Source organism: Paraburkholderia sp. RL18-101-BIB-B (genome assembly GCF_046026985.1).
GTDB lineage: Bacteria > Pseudomonadota > Gammaproteobacteria > Burkholderiales > Burkholderiaceae > Paraburkholderia.
This window is the reverse complement of sequence record NZ_JARESV010000040.1, coordinates 23,308-47,112: the sequence shown is the minus strand read 5'-3', so window position 1 is coordinate 47,112 and position 23,805 is coordinate 23,308. Positions and strand designations below refer to the sequence as shown.

The 23,805-nt window shown below is 63.0% G+C and carries 22 protein-coding genes and 1 tRNA gene; 10 read left to right on the top strand and 13 right to left on the bottom strand.

All coding sequences use genetic code 11. The features are described from left to right. Positions 1-250: 250 nt before the first annotated feature. From secA to P0D73_RS35230, 4 genes are all read left to right on the top strand, one after another. Positions 251-3,061, top strand: a complete 2,811-nt coding sequence (secA, locus tag P0D73_RS35245; protein ID WP_132372940.1) for a preprotein translocase subunit SecA — start codon at positions 251-253, stop codon at positions 3,059-3,061. 151 nt (positions 3,062-3,212) lie between these two features. Beyond that, complete coding sequence (gene argJ, locus P0D73_RS35240) at positions 3,213-4,454, top strand: bifunctional glutamate N-acetyltransferase/amino-acid acetyltransferase ArgJ (RefSeq protein ID WP_408180853.1); 1,242 nt, start codon at positions 3,213-3,215, stop codon at positions 4,452-4,454. Between the two features lie 54 nt (positions 4,455-4,508). Beyond that, positions 4,509-5,378, top strand: a complete 870-nt coding sequence (locus P0D73_RS35235) for an ATP-binding protein (protein ID WP_408290443.1) — start codon at positions 4,509-4,511, stop codon at positions 5,376-5,378. 8 nt (positions 5,379-5,386) lie between these two features. Continuing rightward, positions 5,387-5,809 (top strand): NUDIX domain-containing protein, encoded by a 423-nt coding sequence (locus P0D73_RS35230; RefSeq protein ID WP_408290445.1) that lies wholly within the window; start codon positions 5,387-5,389, stop codon positions 5,807-5,809. Between the two features lie 75 nt (positions 5,810-5,884). Here the strand turns inward: P0D73_RS35230 and P0D73_RS35225 are convergent, their stop codons facing one another. From P0D73_RS35225 to P0D73_RS35185, 9 genes are all read right to left on the bottom strand, one after another. Next, complete coding sequence (locus P0D73_RS35225; protein WP_408180855.1) at positions 5,885-6,082, bottom strand: DNA gyrase inhibitor YacG; 198 nt, start codon at positions 6,080-6,082, stop codon at positions 5,885-5,887. Positions 6,083-6,205: 123 nt separating this feature from the next. Beyond that, positions 6,206-6,961 carry a cell division protein ZapD gene (gene zapD / locus P0D73_RS35220; RefSeq protein WP_408434942.1) on the bottom strand — a complete coding sequence of 252 codons (756 nt, stop codon included), beginning with the start codon at positions 6,959-6,961 and terminating at the stop codon, positions 6,206-6,208. Positions 6,962-7,155: 194 nt separating this feature from the next. Next, the gene (gene coaE, locus P0D73_RS35215) at positions 7,156-7,764 is read right to left on the bottom strand and encodes a dephospho-CoA kinase (RefSeq protein ID WP_408290448.1); all 609 of its coding nucleotides are present in this window, start codon (positions 7,762-7,764) and stop codon (positions 7,156-7,158) included. Positions 7,765-7,767: 3 nt separating this feature from the next. Beyond that, entirely contained in the window at positions 7,768-8,709 is a 942-nt protein-coding gene (locus P0D73_RS35210) for a prepilin peptidase (RefSeq protein WP_408180857.1), read from the bottom strand. 27 nt (positions 8,710-8,736) lie between these two features. Next, positions 8,737-9,966 (bottom strand): type II secretion system F family protein, encoded by a 1,230-nt coding sequence (locus tag P0D73_RS35205; RefSeq protein ID WP_408318536.1) that lies wholly within the window; start codon positions 9,964-9,966, stop codon positions 8,737-8,739. Further along, positions 9,963-11,258 carry a GspE/PulE family protein gene (locus P0D73_RS35200; protein WP_408434940.1) on the bottom strand — a complete coding sequence of 432 codons (1,296 nt, stop codon included), beginning with the start codon at positions 11,256-11,258 and terminating at the stop codon, positions 9,963-9,965. The genes P0D73_RS35205 and P0D73_RS35200 overlap by 4 nt, the downstream gene beginning before the upstream one ends. Before the next feature lie 174 nt (positions 11,259-11,432). Next, the gene (locus tag P0D73_RS35195) at positions 11,433-12,731 is read right to left on the bottom strand and encodes an HlyC/CorC family transporter (protein WP_408180860.1); all 1,299 of its coding nucleotides are present in this window, start codon (positions 12,729-12,731) and stop codon (positions 11,433-11,435) included. Between the two features lie 215 nt (positions 12,732-12,946). Beyond that, a tRNA-Pro gene (locus tag P0D73_RS35190) sits at positions 12,947-13,023 on the bottom strand. 48 nt (positions 13,024-13,071) lie between these two features. Beyond that, positions 13,072-14,064 (bottom strand): polyprenyl synthetase family protein, encoded by a 993-nt coding sequence (locus tag P0D73_RS35185; RefSeq protein WP_132372958.1) that lies wholly within the window; start codon positions 14,062-14,064, stop codon positions 13,072-13,074. 239 nt (positions 14,065-14,303) lie between these two features. Between P0D73_RS35185 and rplU the strand changes: the two genes are divergently transcribed. From rplU to proB, 4 genes are all read left to right on the top strand, one after another. Beyond that, complete coding sequence (gene rplU / locus P0D73_RS35180) at positions 14,304-14,615, top strand: 50S ribosomal protein L21 (RefSeq protein WP_007180329.1); 312 nt, start codon at positions 14,304-14,306, stop codon at positions 14,613-14,615. A 25-nt stretch (positions 14,616-14,640) separates the two neighbouring features. Next, the gene (gene rpmA, locus P0D73_RS35175; protein WP_007180330.1) at positions 14,641-14,904 is read left to right on the top strand and encodes a 50S ribosomal protein L27; all 264 of its coding nucleotides are present in this window, start codon (positions 14,641-14,643) and stop codon (positions 14,902-14,904) included. A gap of 233 nt (positions 14,905-15,137) precedes the next feature. Next, positions 15,138-16,259 (top strand): Obg family GTPase CgtA, encoded by a 1,122-nt coding sequence (gene cgtA, locus P0D73_RS35170; protein WP_408434938.1) that lies wholly within the window; start codon positions 15,138-15,140, stop codon positions 16,257-16,259. A 69-nt stretch (positions 16,260-16,328) separates the two neighbouring features. Then, positions 16,329-17,447, top strand: a complete 1,119-nt coding sequence (gene proB, locus P0D73_RS35165) for a glutamate 5-kinase (RefSeq protein WP_132372964.1) — start codon at positions 16,329-16,331, stop codon at positions 17,445-17,447. A 131-nt stretch (positions 17,448-17,578) separates the two neighbouring features. Here proB and P0D73_RS35160 read toward each other — a convergent pair whose 3' ends face one another. Both P0D73_RS35160 and P0D73_RS35155 read right to left on the bottom strand, forming a co-directional pair. Further along, complete coding sequence (locus P0D73_RS35160) at positions 17,579-18,136, bottom strand: CNP1-like family protein (RefSeq protein WP_408180862.1); 558 nt, start codon at positions 18,134-18,136, stop codon at positions 17,579-17,581. 77 nt (positions 18,137-18,213) lie between these two features. Beyond that, entirely contained in the window at positions 18,214-18,954 is a 741-nt protein-coding gene (locus P0D73_RS35155) for an RNA pyrophosphohydrolase (protein ID WP_132372968.1), read from the bottom strand. A gap of 315 nt (positions 18,955-19,269) precedes the next feature. Between P0D73_RS35155 and P0D73_RS35150 the strand changes: the two genes are divergently transcribed. Then, complete coding sequence (locus tag P0D73_RS35150) at positions 19,270-21,006, top strand: proline--tRNA ligase (protein ID WP_408256500.1); 1,737 nt, start codon at positions 19,270-19,272, stop codon at positions 21,004-21,006. A 12-nt stretch (positions 21,007-21,018) separates the two neighbouring features. Further along, complete coding sequence (locus P0D73_RS35145) at positions 21,019-21,618, top strand: MarC family protein (protein WP_132372972.1); 600 nt, start codon at positions 21,019-21,021, stop codon at positions 21,616-21,618. Between the two features lie 112 nt (positions 21,619-21,730). Here P0D73_RS35145 and P0D73_RS35140 read toward each other — a convergent pair whose 3' ends face one another. Beyond that, positions 21,731-22,282: a hypoxanthine-guanine phosphoribosyltransferase gene (locus P0D73_RS35140; RefSeq protein ID WP_007180337.1), complete on the bottom strand. Its 552-nt coding sequence runs from the start codon at positions 22,280-22,282 to the stop codon at positions 21,731-21,733. Between the two features lie 142 nt (positions 22,283-22,424). After that, entirely contained in the window at positions 22,425-23,792 is a 1,368-nt protein-coding gene (ffh, locus tag P0D73_RS35135) for a signal recognition particle protein (protein ID WP_408180864.1), read from the bottom strand. Between the last annotated feature and the right edge of the window lie 13 nt (positions 23,793-23,805).

The following is a 23,805-nucleotide window of genomic DNA, read 5'->3' as shown; positions in this document are numbered from 1 at the left end:
CGCCGCGATTGTACCGCGCGGGATGCACGCGGACCTGCCTCAATGCGGACTGTCAGAGCTCGCTGCGGCGGGCTTCGGATGCCCCGCAGCCGTCTCGCTGCCGACATCAGCGTGGGCGGGGGCGCGTGCTAAAATGCGCGATTCGAATTCACTCTTGGACTAAGCCGCCGAGGCCCTTCCGACCCCGGAGCGCACGTGCACGAACTGCACGCCGCGACCCAGCCGAAGCCGCGACGCAGACACCGATCCGATGACCACCGGTTTTCTACAGAAGATTTTTGGCAGCCGCAACCAGCGGTTAGTCAAGCAATATCAAAAGACCGTCACGGCGATCAATGCGCTCGAGCCGCAGATCGAGCAATTGACGGACGATCAACTGCGCGCCAAAACGGGTGAATTCCGCCAGCGCGTCGCGAGCGGTGAATCGCTCGACAAGCTCCTGCCGGAAGCCTTCGCGGTATGCCGCGAGGCCAGCAAGCGGGTGCTGAAAATGCGCCACTTCGACGTGCAGCTGATCGGCGGCATGGTTCTGCACTACGGCAAGATCGGCGAAATGCGCACTGGCGAGGGCAAGACGCTCGTCGCCACGCTGCCGGTGTACCTGAACGCGCTGTCGGGGCGCGGCGTGCACGTGGTCACGGTCAACGACTACCTCGCCCAGCGCGACGCCGAATGGATGGCGCGGCTGTACAACTTCCTCGGTCTGTCGGTCGGCATCAACCTGTCGCAGATGGATCACGGCGCGAAGCAGGAAGCCTACGCGGCTGACATCACGTACGGCACCAACAACGAATTCGGCTTCGACTACCTGCGCGACAACATGGTCTACGAGACCGACGCACGCGTGCAGCGAGCCCTGAATTTCGCGGTGGTCGACGAGGTCGACTCGATCCTGATCGACGAAGCCCGTACGCCGCTGATCATCTCCGGCCAGGCTGAAGACCATACCGAACTCTACGTGCGCATGAATGCGCTGCCGCCGCTGCTCGAGCGCCAGATCGGCGAAGAGAAAGCGGACGGCACCGGCGTCGAAAAGCCGGGCGACTACACGCTGGACGAGAAAGGCCGCCAGGTGTTCCTGACGGAATCGGGCCACGAAAAGGCCGAGCGCCTGCTCGCCGAGTGGGGCCTGATCGGCGAGGGCGAAAGCCTGTACGCGCCGCAGAACATCACGCTCATGCACCACGTGTACGCCGCGCTGCGCGCACACACGCTGTTCTTCAAGGACCAGCATTACGTGGTGCAGAACGGCGAAGTGGTGATCGTCGACGAATTTACCGGCCGCCTGATGGCGGGGCGCCGCTGGTCGGACGGCCTGCACCAGGCCGTCGAGGCGAAGGAACACGTCAAGATCCAGAGCGAGAATCAGACGCTCGCGTCGATCACTTTCCAGAACTACTTCCGCATGTACGCGAAGCTGTCCGGCATGACCGGCACGGCGGATACGGAAGCGTACGAATTCAACGAGATCTACGGTCTCGAAACGGTCGTGATCCCGACCAACCGTCCGCCCAAGCGGATCGACAAGCAGGATCAGATCTACAAGACCGCCAAGGAACGCTACGACGCGGTGATCCGCGACATCCGCGATTGCTACGAGCGCGGTCAGCCGGTGCTGGTCGGCACGACGTCGATCGAAAACTCCGAGTTGCTGTCGCACCTGCTGAAGCAAACCGGTTTGCCGCACGAAGTGCTGAACGCCAAGCAGCACGCGCGTGAAGCCGAGATCGTCGCCGAAGCCGGCCGTCCGAAGCGCATCACGATCGCCACCAACATGGCCGGTCGTGGTACCGACATCGTGCTCGGCGGCAACGCGGAAAAGCAGGCGTCGTTCATCGATTTGGACGAAACGCTCGCCGACGACGACAAGCAGCGCCGCATCCAGAAGCTGCACGACGAATGGCAAGCGCTGCACGATCAGGTGAAGGCCGCGGGTGGTCTGCACATCATCGGCACCGAGCGCCACGAATCGCGCCGGATCGACAACCAGTTGCGCGGCCGTGCCGGTCGTCAGGGCGACCCGGGTTCGTCGCGCTTCTATTTGTCGCTGGAAGATCCGCTGCTGCGCATTTTCGCCGGCGATCGCGTGCGCGCAATCATGGACCGCCTGAAGATGCCGGAAGGCGAAGCGATCGAGGCGGGCATCGTCTCGCGCTCGATCGAATCGGCGCAGCGCAAGGTGGAAGCGCGCAACTTCGACGTTCGCAAGCAATTGCTCGAATACGACGATGTGTCGAACGATCAGCGCAAGGTGATCTACCAGCAGCGCAATGAATTGCTCGAAGCGAACGACATCACGGAAACCATCGGCGCGATGCGCCAGAGCGTGATTGCGGACATCGTTCACCAGTTCGTGCCGGCTGGCAGCATTGAAGAGCAGTGGGACGTGCCTGAGTTGGAAGAAGTGCTGCGCAACGAATGGCAGCTCGACCTCGCGATCCAGGAAATGATCAACGAGTCGAACTCGATCAGCGCGGACGAGATCCTCGAAGCGGTCGAAGCCGCCGCGGACGAAGCCTACGAGGCCAAGGTCGAACTGGTCGGCCGCGAATCGTTCAGCGCGTTCGAACGCTCGATCATGCTGCAAACGCTGGATCGTAGCTGGCGTGAACATCTGGCCGCGCTCGATCACCTGCGCCAGGGCATCCATCTGCGCGGCTATGCGCAGAAGAATCCGAAGCAGGAATACAAGCGCGAGGCGTTCGAACTGTTCGCCGCCATGCTCGACGCTGTGAAGCTCGAAGTCACCCGCGTGGTGATGAACGTGCAGATCCAGTCGCCGGAACAGCTGGAACAGGCCGCCGAACAGCTCGAAGAGCAGGGTGGCCACCTCGAAAACGTCGAGTTCCGCCACGCCGAATTCGCCGAAGCCGCAGCCGCGGCGCCTGTTGCCGCGGAAGCGGCCACCGCCGCCATGATCGGCGATGCAATGAGCCACGGCTCGTCGCATACGGCTGCAGCGAACATGAGCGCGGACAATGTGCCGAAGGTCGGCCGTAACGACCCGTGCCCGTGCGGCAGCGGCAAGAAGTACAAGCAGTGCCACGGCAAGATCGTGTAATGCCGGAGGCGGCGCGCTGCGAGGCGCGCCGCGTCGTTTTACGCGGTACTTTGCCTTGATTTCGCGGTGATCCGGCAGCACGCCCGGGCCATCAGTTTCCGTTTCCCCCGATGCCGGCGCCTGCCGGCATTTTCTTCGACAGGTCGCGACCATGGCTGTCAATTTCCCCTCGATCGATCCCGCTCAACTCCACCCCGTCGCCGGCGTTTCGCTCGGCTGGGCGGAGGCGAATATCCGCAAGCCGAACCGCAAGGACGTGCTCGTCATTTCCGTGGGCGAAGGCGCCACGGTGGGCGGCGTGTTCACACAGAACCGTTTTTGTGCGGCGCCCGTCACGGTGTGCCGTGAGAATCTGGAGCGTGTGCGCGCCGGCGGCAAGCCGATTCGCGCGCTGGTGATCAACACCGGCAACGCGAACGCGGGCACGGGCGAGCCAGGCCTCGTGGCGGCGCGTGAAACCTGTGCCGAACTCGCACGTCTCGCGGATGTCACGCCGGAGCAGGTGCTGCCGTTTTCGACGGGCGTGATTCTCGAGCCGCTGCCGGTCGATCGCCTGAAGGCGGGTTTGCCGGCCGCGCTGGCGAACCGCAAGGAAGCGAACTGGTACGACGCCGCGCAGGCGATCATGACCACGGACACGCTGCCCAAGGCCACGTCGCGTCAGGTCACGATCGACGGCCATACGGTCACGCTGACCGGCATCAGCAAGGGCGCGGGCATGATCAAGCCGAACATGGCGACCATGCTCGGCTTCCTCGCGTTCGATGCCGCCGTCGCCCAGCCGGTGCTCGACGCACTGGTCAAGCACGTGGCGGACCGCTCGTTCAATTGCATCACGATCGATGGCGATACGTCGACCAACGATTCATTCATCCTGATCGCGTCGGGCAAATCGAGCCTGCCGGCGATCACGTCCACCGACTCGCCCGCTTATGCAGCGCTGCGCGACGCGGTGACCGAAGTCGCGCAGACCCTCGCGCAGTTGATCGTGCGCGACGGCGAAGGCGCGACCAAATTCATGACCGTGCAGGTGGAAGGCGGCTCTAGCGTCGGCGAATGCCGCCAGATCGCCTATGCGATCGGCCACTCGCCGCTCGTGAAGACGGCCTTCTATGCATCGGACCCGAATCTCGGCCGCATTCTGGCGGCCATCGGCTATGCCGGCGTGGACGATCTCGACGTCGGCAAGATCGATCTGTATCTGGACGACGTGCTGGTTGCGACTGCTGGCGGCCGCAATCCGGCCTACCGTGAAGAAGACGGCCAGCGCGTCATGAAAAAGAGCGAGATCGGCATTCGCGTCGTACTCGGCCGCGGCGATGCGCAAGCCACGATCTGGACTTGCGATCTGTCGCACGACTACGTGAGCATCAACGCCGACTATCGTTCGTAACCAGGTTTCTCATAGGGGTTTTAAAGCGGCCTGCGGGCCCCTTACTCACCAGCCATGGACAAACTCGAACAGTTTCTGACCCGGGCCGAAGCCGTGCTCGTCCGCCTCGAAGCGATGCTTCCGCCCGCCACGCCAAATATCGACTGGTCGGCGGCGGTCGCCTTCCGCTGGCGCAAGCGCCAGGGGCGCGGCTATCTGCAGCCGGTGCCGGCCATCTCGACGATCACGCTCGACGATCTGCAAAACATCGAACGCCAGAAAGGTCTGATCGAGCAGAACACGCGTCAATTCGTGCACAAGCAGCCGGCCAACAACGTGCTACTGACGGGCGCGCGCGGCACCGGCAAGTCGTCGCTGATCAAGGCATGCCTGAACGCGTATGCAAAAGACGGCCTGCGTTTGATCGAAGTGGATAAGGACGATCTGCATGACCTGGGCGATATCGTCGACCTGATCGCGCACCGGCCGGAGCGCTTCGTGGTGTTCTGCGACGACCTGTCGTTCGAAGACGGCGAATCGGGTTACAAGGCGCTGAAGGTCGCGCTCGACGGTTCGATCGCCGCGCAATCGGACAACGTGCTGATCTACGCGACGTCGAACCGCCGCCATCTGTTGCCCGAATACATGAGCGACAACGAGACGTACAAGCACACGTCCGATGGCGAGATTCATCCCGGCGAACTGGTCGAAGAAAAGATCTCGCTGTCAGAGCGTTTCGGGCTGTGGGTCAGCTTCTATCCGTTCAAGCAGGATGACTACCTGTCGATCATCGGCCACTGGCTGCGGCATTTCGGCTGCGACGACGCCGAAGTCGAAGCGGCGCGCGGCGATGCGCTGGTGTGGGCGTTGGAGCGCGGCTCGCGTTCGGGACGTGTTGCGTGGCAGTTCGCGCGCGACTGGTCCGGCCGCAAAACCTCAGCGTGAGCCGCGGCATGAACGACGCCCAGAAGAATGCCGCCGGTCGCAAGGTGACAGAAGTTGCCGTCGGCGTGCTGGTTCAGCCCGACGGCCGCTATCTGCTGGCGCAGCGCCCGGCAGGCAAGCCGTACGAGGGGTATTGGGAGTTTCCGGGCGGCAAGCTGGAAGCGGGCGAGTCGGTCGAAGCCGCGCTCGCCCGTGAGTTGCACGAGGAACTGGGCATCGACGTCGAGGCAAGCCATCTCTGGCATACGCTCGAACACGATTACCCGCACGCCTACGTGCGGCTCTTTTTCTGCAAGGTGACTCAGTGGTCCGGCGAGCCGCACGGCCGCGAAGGCCAGGCTTTTGTCTGGCAGACGTTGCCTGCGGACGTCAAGCCGCTGTTGCCGGCGACCATTCCCGTGCTGGAATGGCTCGCAGCCGAGAAGGCCTGATAAAGGATTAGGGCGCGCGGTAGCAGGCGCTGTGCAAGCAGCGCCGGTCCGCGTGACCCGGACAACGGGCCGCGCTCAATGCGGCGTGTAGTCCCCGCTGGGCGTCTCGTCCGACGACGCTTCCTGCTCGCTCCCGCCGATCTTGTACTTCTCAGCGGCCCAGGCGCCGAGGTCGGTCTGCTTGCAGCGATCGGAGCAGAAGGGGCGGAAGCGGTTTTCAGGTGTCCAGCGGACGTCCTTTCCGCAAGTGGGGCATTTGACGACAGTAGGCATACGGTCAGGCAGTCAATCGCAAACGGAATAAGTAACGAATATAGGGGCATTTCTCGCCACTTTAAAGGCGTGCCCCTTCGGTTCGGATTTACCAGGTGAACGTGACAAGCTTGCGAGCGTGATTTACAGGCTGCAAAGCGTGAGCTGGAACGGGACGTCGACATCGACCGCACGCGGACGCAGATCGCCGTCCTGCACCGTGAAGCGCACCCACAGCATGTACTTGTTCGCACTGGCTTCGGGGATCACGCGCAATTCCGGTGCCACCCGTACTTGCATCAATTGATACGACCGGCCGGACAGCATTTGCTGATAGCTGCCCTGCATGGCCATGACCTTCGATGCCTGGCCGGATTCGCGCGCGAGCCGCAGGACGATGATGGCCGCATCGCGCAGTGGCAGCAGCGGCGTCACCCATTTGGCGATGTCCTGACGGCGCTGATCGGGATGAATCTGCTGCCAGGCATAGTAGGACGGCAAATCGAACTTGCAGGTGCCGCCTGGAATGATCGCGCGGCTGCGGATGCTGGCGAGCCACTCGTTGTCTGCAAGATGCTGGCCGGTCTTGCCCTGCATCTGCGAAAGGCCCGCGAGAGTTTGCTCGATCTCGCCGAGTACGGCCTCGAGCGCATTCTGTTCGATTCCAGGATTGCCGCGAAACGGCGCCAGCGTTTGCCGTTGACGCTCGAGTTCTTTCATCAGATCCGACTTCAGATCCGCACGGCCCGCAACCTCTGAGATTTCGAACAACGTTGTCAGTGCGACGTGATGTTCCCTAGCGTCTTCCTGAGTCAGAAAGAACGTGAAGCGCTCGAACAGATCTTCGAGGCGCAATAGCGTCCGGATTCGCTCGTTGAAGGGATACTCGTAATGGATCAAGCGGGCTCGCCTCGGGCGTGGTCGGTGACGGGAATGCAGAACATTCTAATGCCGTGAGACTACCCTAGCAATCACGCACTTTTTCAGCACGCATTCGCAACTTTTTTCACGTGTTTCGGGCAGTTTTCAACGCACTTTTGGCATGCGCATCGCCGCGAAGTTCAACCGGGATTTCCCGAGGTGTCACGTCGGCGTCATGCGCCGGCGAGCGCCAGATACATGCGATGCTGCGCGTCGACTTGGGCTTTTAGCGCGTCGAGCGGCGCGTTGTCGTTGTTGTTGTCGATGACGTCGTCGGCCGCGGCGAGGCGCGCTTCGCGCGTCGCCTGACGGGCGATGATCGCCAACACCTGTTCGCGGCTGAAATTGTTGCGGCTCATCACGCGCGAGATCTGCGTTTCGACGCTGCAGTCAACCGTCAGCACGCGATTCACGCGCGTCTTCCACTTGCCGGATTCAACTAGCAGCGGCACCACCACGATCACATAAGGCCCCTGAGCCTCGCGTTGCTCGCGTTCGGTTTCTGCGCGAATCAACGGATGCGTGATGCCTTCGAGGCGTTTGCGCGCGCTGTCCTCGCTGAATACGAGCGAGCGCATGCGCGTGCGGTCGAGCGAGCCGTCAGGGGCGACGAACGCCTCGCCGAATTCCGCGGCGATCTGCGGCATGGCGATGCCGTGCGGCGCGGTGATGCGGTGCGCGATCAGGTCGGTGTCGACGAGCGGCACGCCGTGCGCCGCAAACAGGTCGGCGACAGTCGATTTGCCGCTGCCGATGCCGCCGGTCAATCCCACAGCAAACATGCTTCAGCCTCCCAGAGCCAGATAAAGCGGTGTGCCGAGAAACAGCGTCAATGCACCGCCTGCCGCGAGAAACGGCCCGAAGGGCAGCGGCTCTTCGAAGCGCATACGGCCACGCCATGTTGCCAGCAGGCCGACGACCGCGCCGGCCACCGCCGCGATCAGCACGATCTGCGGCAGCGCCGCCCAGCCGAGCCACGCGCCGAGCGCCGCCAGCAGTTTGAAATCACCATAACCCATGCCTTCGACGCCGCGTACGAGGAGAAATACCCAATGCACGACCCACAGCACCAGATAGCCGAAGATCGCGCCGAGCACCGCGTCGTGCAGGTTCGTGAACATGCCGTTGAAGTTGACGATGATGCCCGCCCACAGCAACGGCAGCGTCATCGAGTCAGGCAACAGATGCGTGTCGATGTCGATCGCGCTCATGGCGAGCAGCGCGGCGCATAGGCCGAAGGCGGCGAGCGCCGTGAGAGTCGGGCCGAACAACGCGAGCGAACCGGCCGCGAACGCCGCGCTGGCGATTTCGAGCAGCGGATAGCGCAGGCTCACAGGCGCCTTGCATGCGGAGCAGCGGCCGCGCAGTAGCACGTAGCTCAGCACCGGGAGATTTTCCCATGCGCTCAACGTATGGCCGCAGTGAGGACACGCGCTGCGCGGCACCCACAGGTTGTAGCGCGCCGGCAGGCCGTCTTCTTCCAGCGGTTCGTCGGTGGTCTCGCTGACCTCCGCGCGCCATGCGCGCTCGAGCATGATCGGCAGCCGATGCACGACCACGTTCAGGAAGCTGCCGATCACGAGGCCGAACACAATGGCGAACGTCATCTGCAGGGCGGCGGGCAAGCTGCCGAACGCCTGGCCGAGACCGGTCGCGAAATGGCCGGGCAGCAAGCCCGACAGCAGGCTGGAAGAAGTGTCTGGCACGAGTGGAAGAGTAGCCCGCATAGATTAAGGATGGATTCGGCTGCGATCCTACACCACGTTGCCGAGTTGAATAATGGGAAGATACATCGCGATCACGAGGCCGCCGACCAGCGCGCCAAGCACGATGATGACGAGCGGCTCGCACAGGCTCGACAGCGTGCCGATCTTTTCGTCTACCTGACGATCAGCGAGCGATGCCACGTCGATCAGCATAGTGTCGAGTGCTCCGGACTCCTCGGCAACTGCGATCGGCTGCACGACCTCGGGCGGAAAGCAGTGTGCCGCGCGCATCGCTGCGGCGAGCCGCTCGCCCCGCCGCAGCCGCGCGGCGATTTCCGCGGTGGCGCGGTCGAAGAAGGCGTTACCGGTGGCGTGAGTCAGCGAATCGAACGCGTCAGCGAGCGGCGTGCCGGCTGATAACAAGGTGCCGAGCGCACGACTCCAGCGTGCCGCACACAACGTGCGCAGCAGCGGACCGGCGACCGGTATTGTCAGCGATATGCGCGCAAAGCGGATGCGCGCGGCTTCGGAACGTCGCAGTAGAAACGTCGCTGCCGAACCCGCTGCGAAGATCATGGCGAATGACGGTATGCTCCATCGCGCCACACCGGACGACAACGCCAGCACGAATTGAGTCGGTGCGGGCAGTCTGGCGCCGAAGCCGTCGAAGATTTGTTTGAAGGTCGGCACGACCCACACGAGCAATGCCGCGGTGATCGCCATCGCCAGCACGAGGATCGCGACGGGATAGGTCAGTGCCGCGCGCACTTTGGCGCGCTGCGCGGCGGCGCGCTCGCGGTCATCGGCGATGCGGGCGAGGACGGCCGAGAGTGCGCCGGCCGCCTCGCCGACTTCGACAAGCTGGCAGTACAGTGCGTTGAATTGCGCGGGATGCCGCTGCAGTGCCGCGGAAAAACGCAGGCCGCCGGTGATGTCGCGCGCGAGAGCGCCAACGATCCGCGGCATACCCTGGCGGCGTGAAGCCTGCGCTTGCGCGAGCAGGTCCAGCGCGGGCGCGAGCGGCAAGCCGGCTCGCAGCAGGCTGGCGAGTTGCCGGGTGAATAACGTGATGTCCGCGGCGCGTGCGGTCGGACGCGGTGCCGGTCCGTGCGCTGTGAGTTCGATGATGAACAGATTGTCGCGCTTGAGCAGTGAGCGTGCGATGGCCGCATCCGGTGCGATGAGCGCGCCGTTTTTTCGCACACCGTCGGCATCGACGCCGCGCCATTTGAAACGCATGTCGGAGGCCAGAGGCCGTTGGGTCGTGGCCGTGTTCATGCGACCTCGGTGGCGGCGAGTGCTTCGGCGAGACTGGTGGTGCCGTCGCGCACGCGACTCAAAGCCGCGTTGCGCAAGGTGCCCACCTGTTCGGTTTGCGCGAGCCGCGCGAGTTCATGTGTGCCGGCGCTTGCGACGATCAGCTCGCGCATCGCGTCGGACACGGGCATTACCTGATGAACGCCGACGCGGCCCCGGTAACCGATGCCATGACACGCTGCGCATCCGGCCGCGGCGTAAGGCTGCCAGCCGTCGAGTTGATGCTCGCTGAATCCCGCCGCTCGAAGCGCCGCGACCGACTGCGGCGCCGGCACGCGGCACGCGACGCACAGCCGCCGCACCAGCCGTTGTGCGGTCACCATCCGCAACGCGGCCGCGAGATTATACGGCTCGACGCCGATGTCGATCAGGCGCGCGATGGCTGCCGGCGCGTCGTTCGTATGCAGGGTCGACAGGACGAGGTGGCCGGTTTGCGCGGCTTTCACGGCGACGTCGGCGGTTTCTTCGTCACGGATTTCGCCGACCATGATCACGTCGGGGTCCTGACGAAGAAATGCGCGCAACGCGACCGCGAAGGTGAGTCCGGCTTTCTCGCGCACGCTGACCTGGTTGATGCCCGCCAACTGGATCTCCGCGGGGTCTTCCACCGAACAGAGATTGCGCGCCTCGCCGTTGAGGAGATTCAGGAAACAGTACAGCGATAGCGTCTTGCCGCTCCCGGTGGGTCCGGTGACGAGCACGAGGCCGTGCGGCGCGCGAATCGCGGCATCCACGGTATCGCGTTGATGCGGATCGAGGCCGAGCGAGTCAAGTGAGAGATCGGCGGGCAGCGCGTCGAGTCTGCGCAGCACGAGCTTTTCGCCGAATAACGTAGGCAGCGAGTTGACGCGGTAGTCCTCGACTCGGCCGGGCGAACTGGAAATGCGCAGCCGACCGTCTTGCGGCACGCGACGCTCGGCGATATCCATGCGAGCGAGCACCTTCACGCGAGTGATGAATGCGTCCCGCAGATGCGCGGGCGGCTGTGGGATTTCGTGCAGTACGCCGTCGATTCGCAAGCGCACGCGCCAGCCGTGTTCCGCCGGCTCGATGTGAAGGTCCGACGCGTTGCGGCGGGTCGCTTCCTGCAATGTATCGGTCAGCAGACGCACGGCGGGAGCGTTGTCGGGATCGGTGAGACTTGCTGCGTTAACGTCGCGGGCGAATGCCTTCGGCTTCGCTTTGACAGCGCTTTCGTGGGCGTTTGCGATGGGACGCGGCGACGCTGCCGCGGGTTGAAAAGAAGCTTGCATGAGGGACCGGTGATGAGCCGCCTGTAGAACACGACGGCTTCATCTTCCGGTACGGCGGCGGGCGCCGCTATTCAGCCATTCGGCTAATGGCGCGCGCTGCGCCTGTGTGCGATGCTGCTGCGTGTCGTGCCTGACTGTGGTGTTCGGCCGCGTCGCGCAGTTGCTTCGACTAGCCTAGCCGCGCAATACCTTGCTGGCTTTCGCGCGCGTCGGCGGTCGGAACAGCTTGACGGTGCGAATCGCCTGGTCGTCGCTGCGCATCACTTCGAGTTTGACTTCGCCGATCTGCACACACACGTCGCCGTCGGGAATGTCTTCGAGAATTTCGAGGATCAGGCCGTTAAGCGTTTTCGGCCCATCGGTGGGTAGCGTGAGATGCAGCCAGCGGTTCAGTTCGCGCAGCGGCATGCTGCCGGCCACGATGCATTCGCCGTTTTCGTTCCAGCCGCCGCGCGAATTGGCGCCTCGCGGAATCGACGTGGTGAATTCGCCGATCAGTTCCTCGATGATGTCTTCCGGCGTGACGAGGCCTTGCAACTCGCCGTATTCGTTGACGACCAGCGCCGTGCGGTGACGGCTCTCCTGGAAGAATTGCAGTTGCTGGAACACGGGCGTGCCGCTCGGCACGAAATACGGCTCGGCCAGCAACTCGCGCAGCGTCTCGCGTTCGAGTTCCTGGTTGTGCAGCGCGGCCAGCGTCTTGCGTACGTGGAGCACGCCGAGCACCCGGTCGATGTCGCCTTGATAGACGATCAGCTTGTTGTGATAGCAGGTTTCGAGTTGATGCAGGATCTGTTCGAACGGCGCGTCGAAGTCGAGCGCCTCGATGCGGCGGCGCGGGATCATCACGTCGTCGACGGAAATGTTTTCGAGGTCGAACAGGTTCAGCAGAATGCTGCGGTGTTTGGTCGGCATGAAGCTGCCGGACTCGAGCACGATGGTGCGCAGCTCTTCGGTCGACAGGCGCTGATCGTGCGCGCCTTTCGTATTGATGTGCAGCACGCGCAAGATGCCGTTCGCGAACAGATTGACGAACCAGACGAGCGGTTTGGCGACGCGCATCATCGGCGCGATCAGCAGGCTGGCGGGCAGCGCGATCTTTTCCGGGAACGTCGCGCCAACGATCTTCGGCGTGATTTCCGCGAACACGATGATCAGAAACGCGACGATACCGGTCGCGATCGACAGCACCAGGTTGTTACGTCCGAACGTGTGCAGCGCGATCGAGGTGGTGAGCACCGGAATGATCGTGTTGAACAGGTTGTTGCCGATCAGCACGACGCTCAGCAGTTGATCGGTATGCGCCAGCAGACCCTGCGTGGTCTTCGCGCCGAGCGCGTTCTGGTTGGCAAGATGTTTCAGGCGATGGCGGTTGATCGCCATCATCGCCGTTTCGGAAATCGAAAAAAAGCTCGAGCAGACAAGCAGCAGAAAGACGGCGCCAATCTGCGCCCATAAGGGAAGTTGTTCCACGCGTCGTGAAGGATAGGGGAAAAGATGAAGAGAATATAGCAGAGGGGCTTGCGCGCGCCGTTCGGCCTGGCGGCAAAAAACAGGCTGAGTGGGAGCAGCGGCGCAGGGCGCGTATGGGGAACGACACTCGTCGAACACGCCGTTCGCGACCCAAAAACAAAAAACCGCCGAGCAAGCTGGGCGGTTTTTCGAGCCTTGCACTAACAAGGCAAATTTGGTCGGGGTGAGAGGATTCGAACCTCCGGCCTCTACGTCCCGAACGTAGCGCTCTACCAGGCTAAGCTACACCCCGATTTGTACTGCAGACTCGATTCAGACTAAGCCGGTGTTTCAGTCCCGTTCAAGACTGTCTTGCCGTCGAGTAAGAACATAATTCTAGCAGGCTCTCTTTAAAAATGGAATCGGGAAATGAAGAAATTGCGGCTGCAGCGGCCTGTGCTTCCTGTTTCGCGCATTCGAGCGTGTGATCCAGCGCGCCGGACCGCGTGATCGCCTCGAAAATGGTGTCGAAACGATCTGTGCCGCCTTGTTCGATTGCTTCCCGCGCGAGCGTCGCCTGCTCAGGCGTGCCGCGTTCGATCAGATAGATCAGCGGGAGCGTGGGCTTGCCTTCGCGAAGATCGTCGCCGGCGTTCTTGCCCATGGATTCGGCCGTGCCCGTGTAGTCGAGCCAGTCGTCCATGATCTGGAACGCAGTGCCGATGCGCCGGCCGAACTCCGCCGCGGCGGCTTCGGTTTTCGCGTCCGAGCCGGCCAGCACCGCGCCCAGCTGGGCCGCGGCCTCGAACAGCTTGGCGGTCTTGTAGCGGATCACCCGCATGTAGCGGGCTTCGTCCACGTCGGCGTCGTGCATGTTGAGCAATTGCAGCACTTCGCCTTCGGAGATGATGTTGGTTGCCTCCGACAAAATCTCCATCACGCGCATCTTGCCCACGCCGACCATCATCTGAAACGAGCGCGAGTACAGGAAATCGCCCACCAGCACGCTCGCGGCGTTGCCGAACAGCGCGTTGGCGGTCTGCCGGCCGCGCCGCAGATCGGATTCGTCGACCACGTCGTCGTGCAGCAGCGTGGCCGTATGGATGAATTCGACGACCGCGGCCAGTTCATGCCGGTGCCCCGTGGTTTCGCCCAGCGCGCCGGCCACCAGCAGCAGCAGCGCGGGCCGCAGCCGTTTGCCGCCGGCGCTGATGATGTACTCGGAAATCTGGTTGATCAGCATCACGTCGGACGCGAGACGGTGCCGTATGACGCGATTGACCTGCTGCATGTCTTCGGCGATCGGAGCAAGCAGGCTGGCGGCGTTGGAGGAGGGGGTGGCAGTCGACGACATGATGGCTGATTTGGGTAGTGCCGCGAATTATAAGGCGAATCGCGACAGTTCCGGGTCGCAGGCTGCGGCGCGGCGCGTTCCGGGCGGCGGCAGAACCGCGCGCCGGGGCTGTGTGGCAAGGCGCCGGGCGCTGCGCGCGGCGCCTCTCAATGAGTTTTGACCGAGCAGCTAACTCTATGTATAATCACGGGTTTCCGCGCGCGGTGCGTGGGAAAAATGAACACAGAGTGAGGTTCTCAATGTACGCGGTCATAAAAACCGGTGGCAAGCAGTATAAAGTTGCCGTCGGCGAAAAACTTAAAGTAGAACAGATACCGGCAGACATTGACGCTGAAATCACGCTCGACCAGGTTCTCGCAGTGGGCGAAGGCGAATCGATTAAGTTCGGTACGCCGCTGGTCAGTGGGGCTTCCGTCAAGGCTACCGTCGTGTCGCAAGGTCGTCACGCAAAAGTGACCATCTTCAAGATGCGTCGCCGGAAGCACTACCAGAAGCATGGCGGCCACCGCCAGAACTATACCGAATTGCGCATCGACGCGATCAACGCGTAAGCGCACCGGTTAAGGAGCAAATCAAATGGCACACAAAAAGGCAGGCGGATCATCCCGCAACGGCCGCGACTCTGAATCGAAGCGCCTCGGCGTGAAGGTTTATGGCGGCCAGGCTATCAACGCTGGCGGCATCATCGTTCGCCAACGCGGCACGCGTATGCACCCGGGCGAAAACGTCGGTATCGGCAAGGATCATACCTTGTTCGCGCTGACGGACGGCCACGTCAATTTCTCGACGAAGGGCGCAGCGAAGAAGCACATGGTCAACGTCGTCCCGGCAGCAGTCTGAGTTTACTCAGGCACGGGCTTCAGGACCGGAAAAAGGCCCCGCGAAGTTAGCGGGGCTTTTTTTATTCCGGCGGTTTTCGCCGGACGAATGGGCGTGAATGTTCCGCTCGCGCCGGCACGCCTATGCCGTTCAGTCGATTGATCAGCGCGCGGCGGGCGCGGCAAAATAGCATCATCCAGTAGCATCAAATCTAGCAGCACCATCTGGCAGTACACCACGGGACGGAGTTACGCATGAAGTTCATTGACGAAGCGAGGATTGAAGTCATCGCCGGCGACGGAGGGGATGGCAGCGCGTCGATGCGCCGCGAGAAATTCGTTCCGTTCGGCGGCCCGGATGGCGGCGACGGCGGCCGGGGCGGCAGCGTGATCGCGGTCGCGGACCGCAACATCAACACGCTGATCGACTACCGCTACGCGAAGAAACACCTGGCGCGCAACGGCGAAAACGGCCGCGGCGCGGACTGCTACGGCAAGGGCGGCGACGACATCACGTTGCGCATGCCGGTCGGCACCACCATCACCGACATGGAGACCGGCGAGTTGATCGCCGATCTGACCGAGCACGACCAGAGCGTGCAGATCGCTCAGGGCGGCGCGGGCGGTCTCGGTAACCTGCATTTCAAGTCCAGTACGAACCGCGCGCCGCGTCAGAAGACCGACGGCAAGCCGGGCGAGCGCCGCATGGTGCGCCTCGAACTGAAGGTGCTGGCGGACGTCGGTCTGCTCGGCATGCCGAACGCCGGCAAATCGACCTTCATCGCGTCGGTGTCGAACGCGAAGCCGAAGATCGCCGACTATCCGTTCACGACGCTCGCGCCGAATCTCGGCGTGGTGCGCGTCGGGCCGAGCCGCAGCTTCGTGATTGCGGACATTCCGGGCCTGATCGAAGGCGCGGCGGAAGGCGCGGGCCTCGGCCACCAGTTCCTGCGGCATTTGCAGCGCACGGGCTTGTTGCTGCATATCGTCGACCTCGCACCGTTCGACGACGCGGTCGATCCGGTCGCGGAAGCCAAGGCGATCGTCAACGAATTGCGCAAGTACGACGAGCTGCTGTATGAAAAACCACGCTGGCTCGTGCTGAACAAGCTGGACATGGTGCCCGAAGACGAGCGCGAAGCGCGCGTCTCGGCATTCCTCGAAGGCTTCGGCTGGGACGGTCCGGTGTTCGAAATCTCGGCGCTGACCGGTCAGGGCTGTGAAAACCTTTGCTACGCTGTGTTCGACCACATCGCCGCGCATTCGGACGCGCAGCGCGCGGCCGAGGCTGAAGATCTCGCTGCGGACGTGCGTTTCCGCGAAAAGCCGGAAGCTCCGGCCGCCGCGGACGACGCCGGCATCGACCCGCAGGCATAAAAAGCTCGAGCGCCGGCGCCCAAACGGGCTGCCGGCATGCATCACGCGTCATCTTGGAGATTGCGCACAATGCGTTCCGTCATCGCAGATTCACGGCGATTGGTAGTGAAAGTCGGTTCGAGCCTCGTCACGAATGACGGGCGCGGCCTCGATCATGCTGCTATCGGCCGCTGGGCCGCGCAGATTGCCGCCTTGCGCGCGCAAGGCAAGGAAGTGGTGCTCGTCAGTTCGGGCGCCATTGCCGAGGGAATGCAACGGCTCGGCTGGACCAAACGGCCACGTGAGATCGACGAACTGCAAGCGGCCGCGGCCGTCGGCCAGATGGGGCTCGCGCAGGTCTACGAAAGCCGCTTTGCCGAGCACTCCATTCAGACCGCGCAGATTCTGCTGACCCACGCCGACCTGGCGGACCGCGAACGCTATCTGAACGCGCGCTCCACGCTGCTCACGCTTCTGCGCTTGGGCGTGGTGCCGATCATCAACGAGAACGACACGGTCGTCACCGACGAAATCAAATTCGGCGACAACGACACGCTGGGCGCGCTCGTCGCAAACCTGATCGAAGGCGATGCGCTCGTCATTCTCACCGATCAGCAAGGGCTTTTTACCGCCGACCCGCGCAAGGATCCGGCTGCCACGCTGGTCCAGCAGGCCGATGCCGGCGCGCCGGAGCTCGAAGCCATGGCGGGCGGCGCCGGTTCGAGTCTGGGTCGCGGCGGCATGCTGACCAAGATTCTCGCCGCCAAGCGCGCGGCGCACAGCGGCGCGAATACGGTGATCGCAAGCGGGCGCGAAGCGGATGTGTTGTCGCGGCTGGCGTCGGGCGAGGCGATCGGCACGCAGTTGATCGCGCGCACGGCGCGGATGGCGGCGCGCAAGCAATGGATGGCGGATCATCTGCAAGTGCGTGGCCACGTGGTGATCGACGACGGCGCAGTCGAAAAGCTGACCGATGGCGGCAAGAGCTTGCTGCCTATCGGTATTGTCGGCGTGCAGGGCGCATTTGCGCGCGGTGAAGTGATTGCTTGTCTTAGCGCCGCGGGGCGCGAAGTGGCGCGCGGCCTCACGAACTACAGCAGCGCCGAAACCAAGCTGATCCAGCGGCGCCCGAGTGGCGAAATCGAATCGGTGCTCGGCTATATGCTGGAGCCGGAGTTGATTCACCGCGACAACCTGGTGCTGATCTGAGTCACTGACCGGCGCTGGCGCACGGGCACGGTGCGGGCATACAAAAAAAGCCGTTCCAGCGAAAGCTGGACCGGCTTTTTCAAGTCTGCAACGCAACGCGCCCCCATTCAAAACGCGCCCACCAAAGCGCCTCAGTGGATCAACGAACTCGCGGTGCGTTTGTACCGAATATTCTCCAGAATCGAAGCCGCGTTGCCCATGGGCATCTTGTTCGCGCACAGATAATCCTGATACAGCGCCGCCTGATAGGCGTTCAGGGCGCCGTTCTCGATGCGCGTGAAGTTGTTAGCGACCGTCGTGTCCCAGCCGTCGTGATCAGAATTCAGGCTCGCGTACTGGCGCCATTCATACGTGTCGCAGCGAATCCCTTCGTAGATTACGTTACGAGCGCCGCTCGGGCTTGCCACGACGACCGTAAAGCGAACCACTCCGTCCGTACCGACGGTTAGCGAATTCCGGTCGACCGCGAACTGCAGCGGCGTATTGCCGGAGACTTCGAAAGGCAGGAGATTCGAGTCTTGCGGCAGCGGCGGCAAAGCGTCCACCTTGTTCTCCACCCAATTGCTCTGCCGGTCCAGCAGGTACGTAAACGCGCTGTCGTCTTTATTGGTAGGTTTGCTGGCGCTCGAACAGCCAGCCAGCAGGGCGCCGGTGGCGACGCACGCCACGACGAGAGCAAGTGCTTTCAATATGATTTCCTCGAAACACTGACGCGGCTCGACGAGCCGCGTCAGAGAGAGGCGGCGTGGACAGCCGCACAGAGTTGTTAATTGCGCACGCCCGGGCGGAACAGCGAGCCGGCCGTTTCGCGTTCCGATTCGTCTTCGTGCTCCGGCGCGGCCCCTACTTCTGCCGTTGACCCGGAGCCCGGACCGCAATCGGACACGATCGTTGCGTGAACCGATGTTTCGATGCTGACGGTGGTCACAGAAGTCACCGTCATTACCGTGGAATCCGGCGGACTTTCCATTGACGACGCTATCCGGGGATAACGCGGCCCATGGTGCCCGCCAGGTTTTTCCGCACGCGGCGCAGCCCGGCGCATGAAACGGGATAGCTCCGTCAGCGCCAACTGATATACATCCCGCTTGAACTCGATTACACAGTCGAGCGGCACCCAGTACTCGTTCCAGCGCCACGCATCGAACTCAGGGTGGTCGGTGGCGCGCAAGCAGATGTCGCAGTCGCGTCCAACCATCCGGAGCAAAAACCAGATTTGTTTCTGGCCGCGGTAATGACCGCGTACTTCGCGCTTGATGAACTTGTCAGGCACCTCGTAACGCAACCAGTCGCGCGTGCGACCAATCACCTTGACGTGCTCAGGAAGCAGCCCGGTTTCTTCGTGTAACTCCCGATACATCGCTTGCACGGGGGTCTCTCCGTACTTGATGCCCCCTTGCGGAAACTGCCAGGAATGTTCACGGAGCCGTTTGCCCCAAAACACCTCGTTGTGCGCGTTCAAGAGGATGATGCCGACGTTCGGGCGAAAGCCTTCACGATCCAGCATACAACCACCTTCGAATCCTTTAAAATTGCTTTGATTATAAACAGATAACGGGCCTGACGCACCGATTCGCACCAGATTGGAACGATTCGCCGCCAAAGGCCCGCGTTTGCGGTAGCCTGTCAGTCTTTCCGTGCCTTATCCCTTGTGCAAAGGCTTTGCGCGGCGGCTTCGGCGCCGCGGTCGGGCTGCGTTGTGCCGGTGTCAGTGGCATTGGCAGGTGAGCCGTGCCGGCTCAGAGCCGGATCTGTGTCGATTTCCCCACCGTTTTCACCTTTCGGGCGGTCCCTCCGGAGCCGCCGCTTTTGGATAATCTGAATGAAAGCTTCCCGTTTCTTTATCGGTACCCTCAAAGAAGCTCCCGCCGACGCAGAGATCGTCAGCCACAAGCTCATGGTGCGCGCCGGCATGATCCGGCGTGTTGCCGGCGGTATCTATAACTACCTGCCGGTCGGCCTGCGTTCGATCCGCAAGGTGGAAGCGATCGTGCGCGAAGAAATGAACCGGGCAGGCGCGATCGAGCTGTTGATGCCTGCGGTGCAGCCGGCCGAGCTGTGGCAGGAGTCGGGCCGCTGGGAGAAGTACGGCCCCGAACTGCTGCGGTTCAAAGATCGCAAGCAGTCCGATTTCGTGATCGGACCGACCCACGAAGAAGTGGTGACGGACATCGCGCGCAATCAGATCAAGAGCTATCGCCAGTTGCCGGTGAACTTCTACCAGATTCAGACCAAGTTCCGCGACGAGATCCGTCCGCGTTTCGGCGTGATGCGCGGCCGCGAGTTCATCATGAAAGACGCGTACTCGTTCGACAAGGACATGGACGGCCTGCGCGAGTCGTATCGCAAGATGTACGACGCGTACGTGCGCATCTTCACGCGCCTCGGTCTGGACTTCCGCGCGGTGGCGGCGGACAACGGTTCGATCGGCGGCAGCGGTTCGCACGAATTCCACGTGATCGCCGAGACGGGTGAAGACGCGATCGCCTATTGCCCGACCTCCGAGTTCGCCGCGAACGTCGAAGCGGCCGAAGCGCTGCCGCTTTACGCGGAACGCGCGGCGCCGGCCGAAGAGATGAAGAAGACCCCCACGCCGGGCAAGGCGAAGTGCGAAGCGGTGGCCGAGCTGTTGAACATTCCGCTCGAGCGCACGATCAAGTCGATCATCCTCGCGACCGAAAACGAAGGCGCGGAGCCGACCATCTGGCTGCTGATGCTGCGCGGCGACCACGATCTGAACGAGATCAAGGCGAGCAAGCTGCCGGGTCTGGCCGACTTCCGCATGGCGACCGAGGCTGAAATCATCGAAACCTTCGGTACGCCGCCGGGTTACCTCGGCCCGATCGACACGAAGAAGCCGATCAAGGTCGTCGCGGATCGCACGGTCGCGAACATGAGCGACTTCGTTGTGGGCTCGAACGAGGTGGACTACCACACCACCGGTGTGAACTGGGGCCGCGATCTGCCGGAACCGGTCGTCGCCGACATTCGCAACGTGAAGAAGGGCGATCCGTCGCCGGACGGCAAGGGCGTGATCGACATCTGCCGCGGTATTGAAGTGGGTCACGTGTTCCAGCTCGGCACCAAGTATTCCGAAGCGATGAACGCGACCTGCCTCGACGAAACCGGCAAGCCGCGGCCGATGGAAATGGGCTGCTACGGTATCGGCGTGACGCGTATCCTGGGCGCCGCGATCGAACAGAACTTCGACGACAAGGGCATCATCTGGCCGGAATCGATTGCGCCGTTCGAAGTCGTGCTGTGCCCGATGGGCTATGACCGCAGCGAAGCCGTGCGCGCAGAAGCCGACAAGCTGTACGCGACATTGGTCGAAGCGGGCATCGACGTGATCCTCGACGATCGCGGCGAACGCCCCGGCGTGATGTTCGCCGACTGGGAGCTGATCGGCGTGCCGCATCGCCTCGTGATCGGCGACCGTGGCCTCAAGGAAGGCAAGCTCGAATACCAGGGCCGCCGCGACGCTGAAGCGACGCTGCTGCCGGTCGAAGACGCCGCGCAAACGGTGATCGGGAAAGTTCGCGCAGCGTTGGCGCGCTAGGCGGAGCGCACGGTGGAGTACACCTTCGCCTCCGCGACCATCCTGCTGATTCTGATCACCGATCCGCTCGGCAACATTCCGCTCTTCGTCAGTTGTCTGCGCGGTGTGTCGCCGAAGCGGCGCACGATCGTCATTCTCCGTGAGGTGGCGATCGCCTTCATGATCCTGCTGACCTTCATGGTGGTCGGCGACGGTTTTCTGCGCATGATGAGCCTGACCGACCAGTCGTTGCGTATCGGCGGCGGGATCGTGCTGTTCCTCATCGCGCTCAGAATGGTGTTTCCGCATCCGGACGGCCCGTTGGGCGGCGACACGCGCGGCGGCGAACCGCTGATCGTGCCGCTCGCCATACCGGCACTGGCGGGTCCGTCGGCGTTGGCCACCGTGATGCTGCTGACGTCGCAGGCGCCCGGCAAGATGTTCGAGTGGATCGGCGCGCTGACCGTCACGATGATCGTCTGCGCGATCGTGCTGATGCTGGCGGAGCGCATCCAGGCGTGGCTCGGCGAGCGCGCCATGATGGCCTTCGAACGGCTGATGGGCCTCGTGCTGGTGGCGATTTCGGTGGAGATGATGCTTGGCGGTATCCGGTCGTTCGTGCATCAACTGTGATGCAGGAGCCGCCGGAGCGCTCAGCCCCGCACAGTACAGCGCAAAAAAAGCGGCCCGTGGGCCGCTTTTTCTATATCGATTCACCGCCCGCTGGCGGCCGCCTCTAAGAAGATCAAGCGCCTTCAGTCAGCGCGCGAATCGTGGGCAGGTTACGCCAGTAACCCTTTGCATCCATGCCGCAACCGAACACATAGCGGTCCGGCACTTCGAAGCCGCAATAATCCGGACGCAGCGGCTTGGCCTTCGGAATGATCTTCTCGCACAGCACCGCGCTCAGGAAGCGCTTCGCGCCCATCGCGAGAATGCGGTCGCGGATCGCGGCCATCGTCTCGCCTTCGTCGAGAATGTCGTCGAGCACCAGCACGACGCGATCCTTCACCGACTCCGCCGGCGCCACGCGCCACTGCATCTCGTTGCCGCCCTTGGTGGTGTTGCGGTAGCGGGTCAGGTGGATGTAGTCGAACTCGAGCGGGAAATCGAGGTGCGGCAACAGCATGCCGGTGAACACCGCCGCGCCGCCCATGACCGACAGCACGAGCGGGAAGTCCTCGCTCATCTCGTCGCGGATGGCGGCCGCCATGCCGCTGATCGACGCGTTGACGTCGTCGGCCGAAACGATTTCTTCGGAGTGGCTAAAAATGTGGAGAGCTTCTTCGCGGTTCATGACGTCTGACGGGCGGTAACTGTATACATAGTGTGGGTGAGATCGGCGGCGCGCGGTACAGAATAAACCCGCACGAATCCGGAGTCAGCCGCGCGTTCCGTGGTCCAGGCTCGGAACGCACGCGCCGCCGTCTTGCTAAAGCTTAGCGCATGCCGGGCAACATGCCCTTCATGCCGCGCATCATCTTTTGCAGATTGCCGCCCTTGAGCTTTTTCATCATGGTGCGCATCTGGTCGTACTGATTCAGCATGCGGTTGACTTCCTGCACCTGCACGCCCGCGCCCGCGGCAATGCGGCGCTTGCGCGTGGCCTTGATGAGATCGGGCTTGGCACGCTCCAGCGGCGTCATGGAATTGATGATGCCTTCCATGCGGCGCATCTGCTTTTCGGCCTGGCTCATGTCAGCGCCGGCGGCGGCCTGCTGGAATTGCGCGGGCAGTTTGTCCATCAGCGACGACAGCCCGCCCATGCCCTTCATTTGCGTCAACTGCGCGCGGAAATCGTTCAGATCGAAGTCGCCGCCTTTCTTGACCTTGTCGGCGAGCTTCTGAGCGGCTTGAACGTCCACGCCGCGTTGCGCTTCTTCGACGAGGGCGAGAATGTCGCCCATGCCGAGAATCCGGTTCGCCATGCGATCCGGGTAGAAGACTTCGAGGCCGTCGAGCTTTTCCGCGACGCCGACGAACTTGATCGGCTTGCCCGTGACATGGCGCACGGAGAGCGCCGCGCCACCGCGCGAGTCGCCGTCGAGCTTGGTGAGGACCACGCCGGTGAGCGGCAGCGCGTCGCTAAAGGCCTTGGCGGTGTTCACCGCGTCCTGACCAAGCATCGCGTCGACGACGAACAGCGTTTCCGCCGGCTTCAGCGTGTTATGCAGCGCGGTGATTTCCTGCATCATCACTTCGTCGATACCGAGACGGCCGGCGGTGTCGACCAGCAGCACGTCGTGATAGTGGCGCTTGGCCCAATCCACGGCGGCGCGCGCGATGTCGACCGGCTTCTGATCTGGTTCCGACGGGAAGAAATCCGCGCCGACCTGCTCGGTCACCGTCTTCAACTGTGCGATAGCGGCGGGGCGGTAGACGTCGCACGAGACGGTCAGTACTTTCTTCTTGTACTTCTCGCGCAGCAGCTTGGCGAGCTTACCGACGGTGGTCGTCTTACCCGCGCCCTGCAGACCCGCCATCAGGATGACGGCCGGCGGCGTGACGGCGAGGTTCAGTTCGACCGCCTTGCCTTCGTAGTCGCCGCCGATGATCGCGGTCAGCTCGCGCTGCACCACGCCGACCAGCGCCTGACCCGGCGAGAGGCTGCTGATGACTTCCTCGCCGAGCGCCTTTTCCTTCACCTTGGCGATGAACTCGCGCACGACGGGCAGCGCCACGTCGGCCTCGAGCAGCGCAAGGCGCACCTCGCGCAGCATTTCCTGGGTGTTCGCCTCGGTGAGCCGGGCTTCGCCGCGCAGCGTCTTGACGACGCGCGCCATCCGTTGAGTCAGATTGTCGAGCATGGGGAGCGATGAA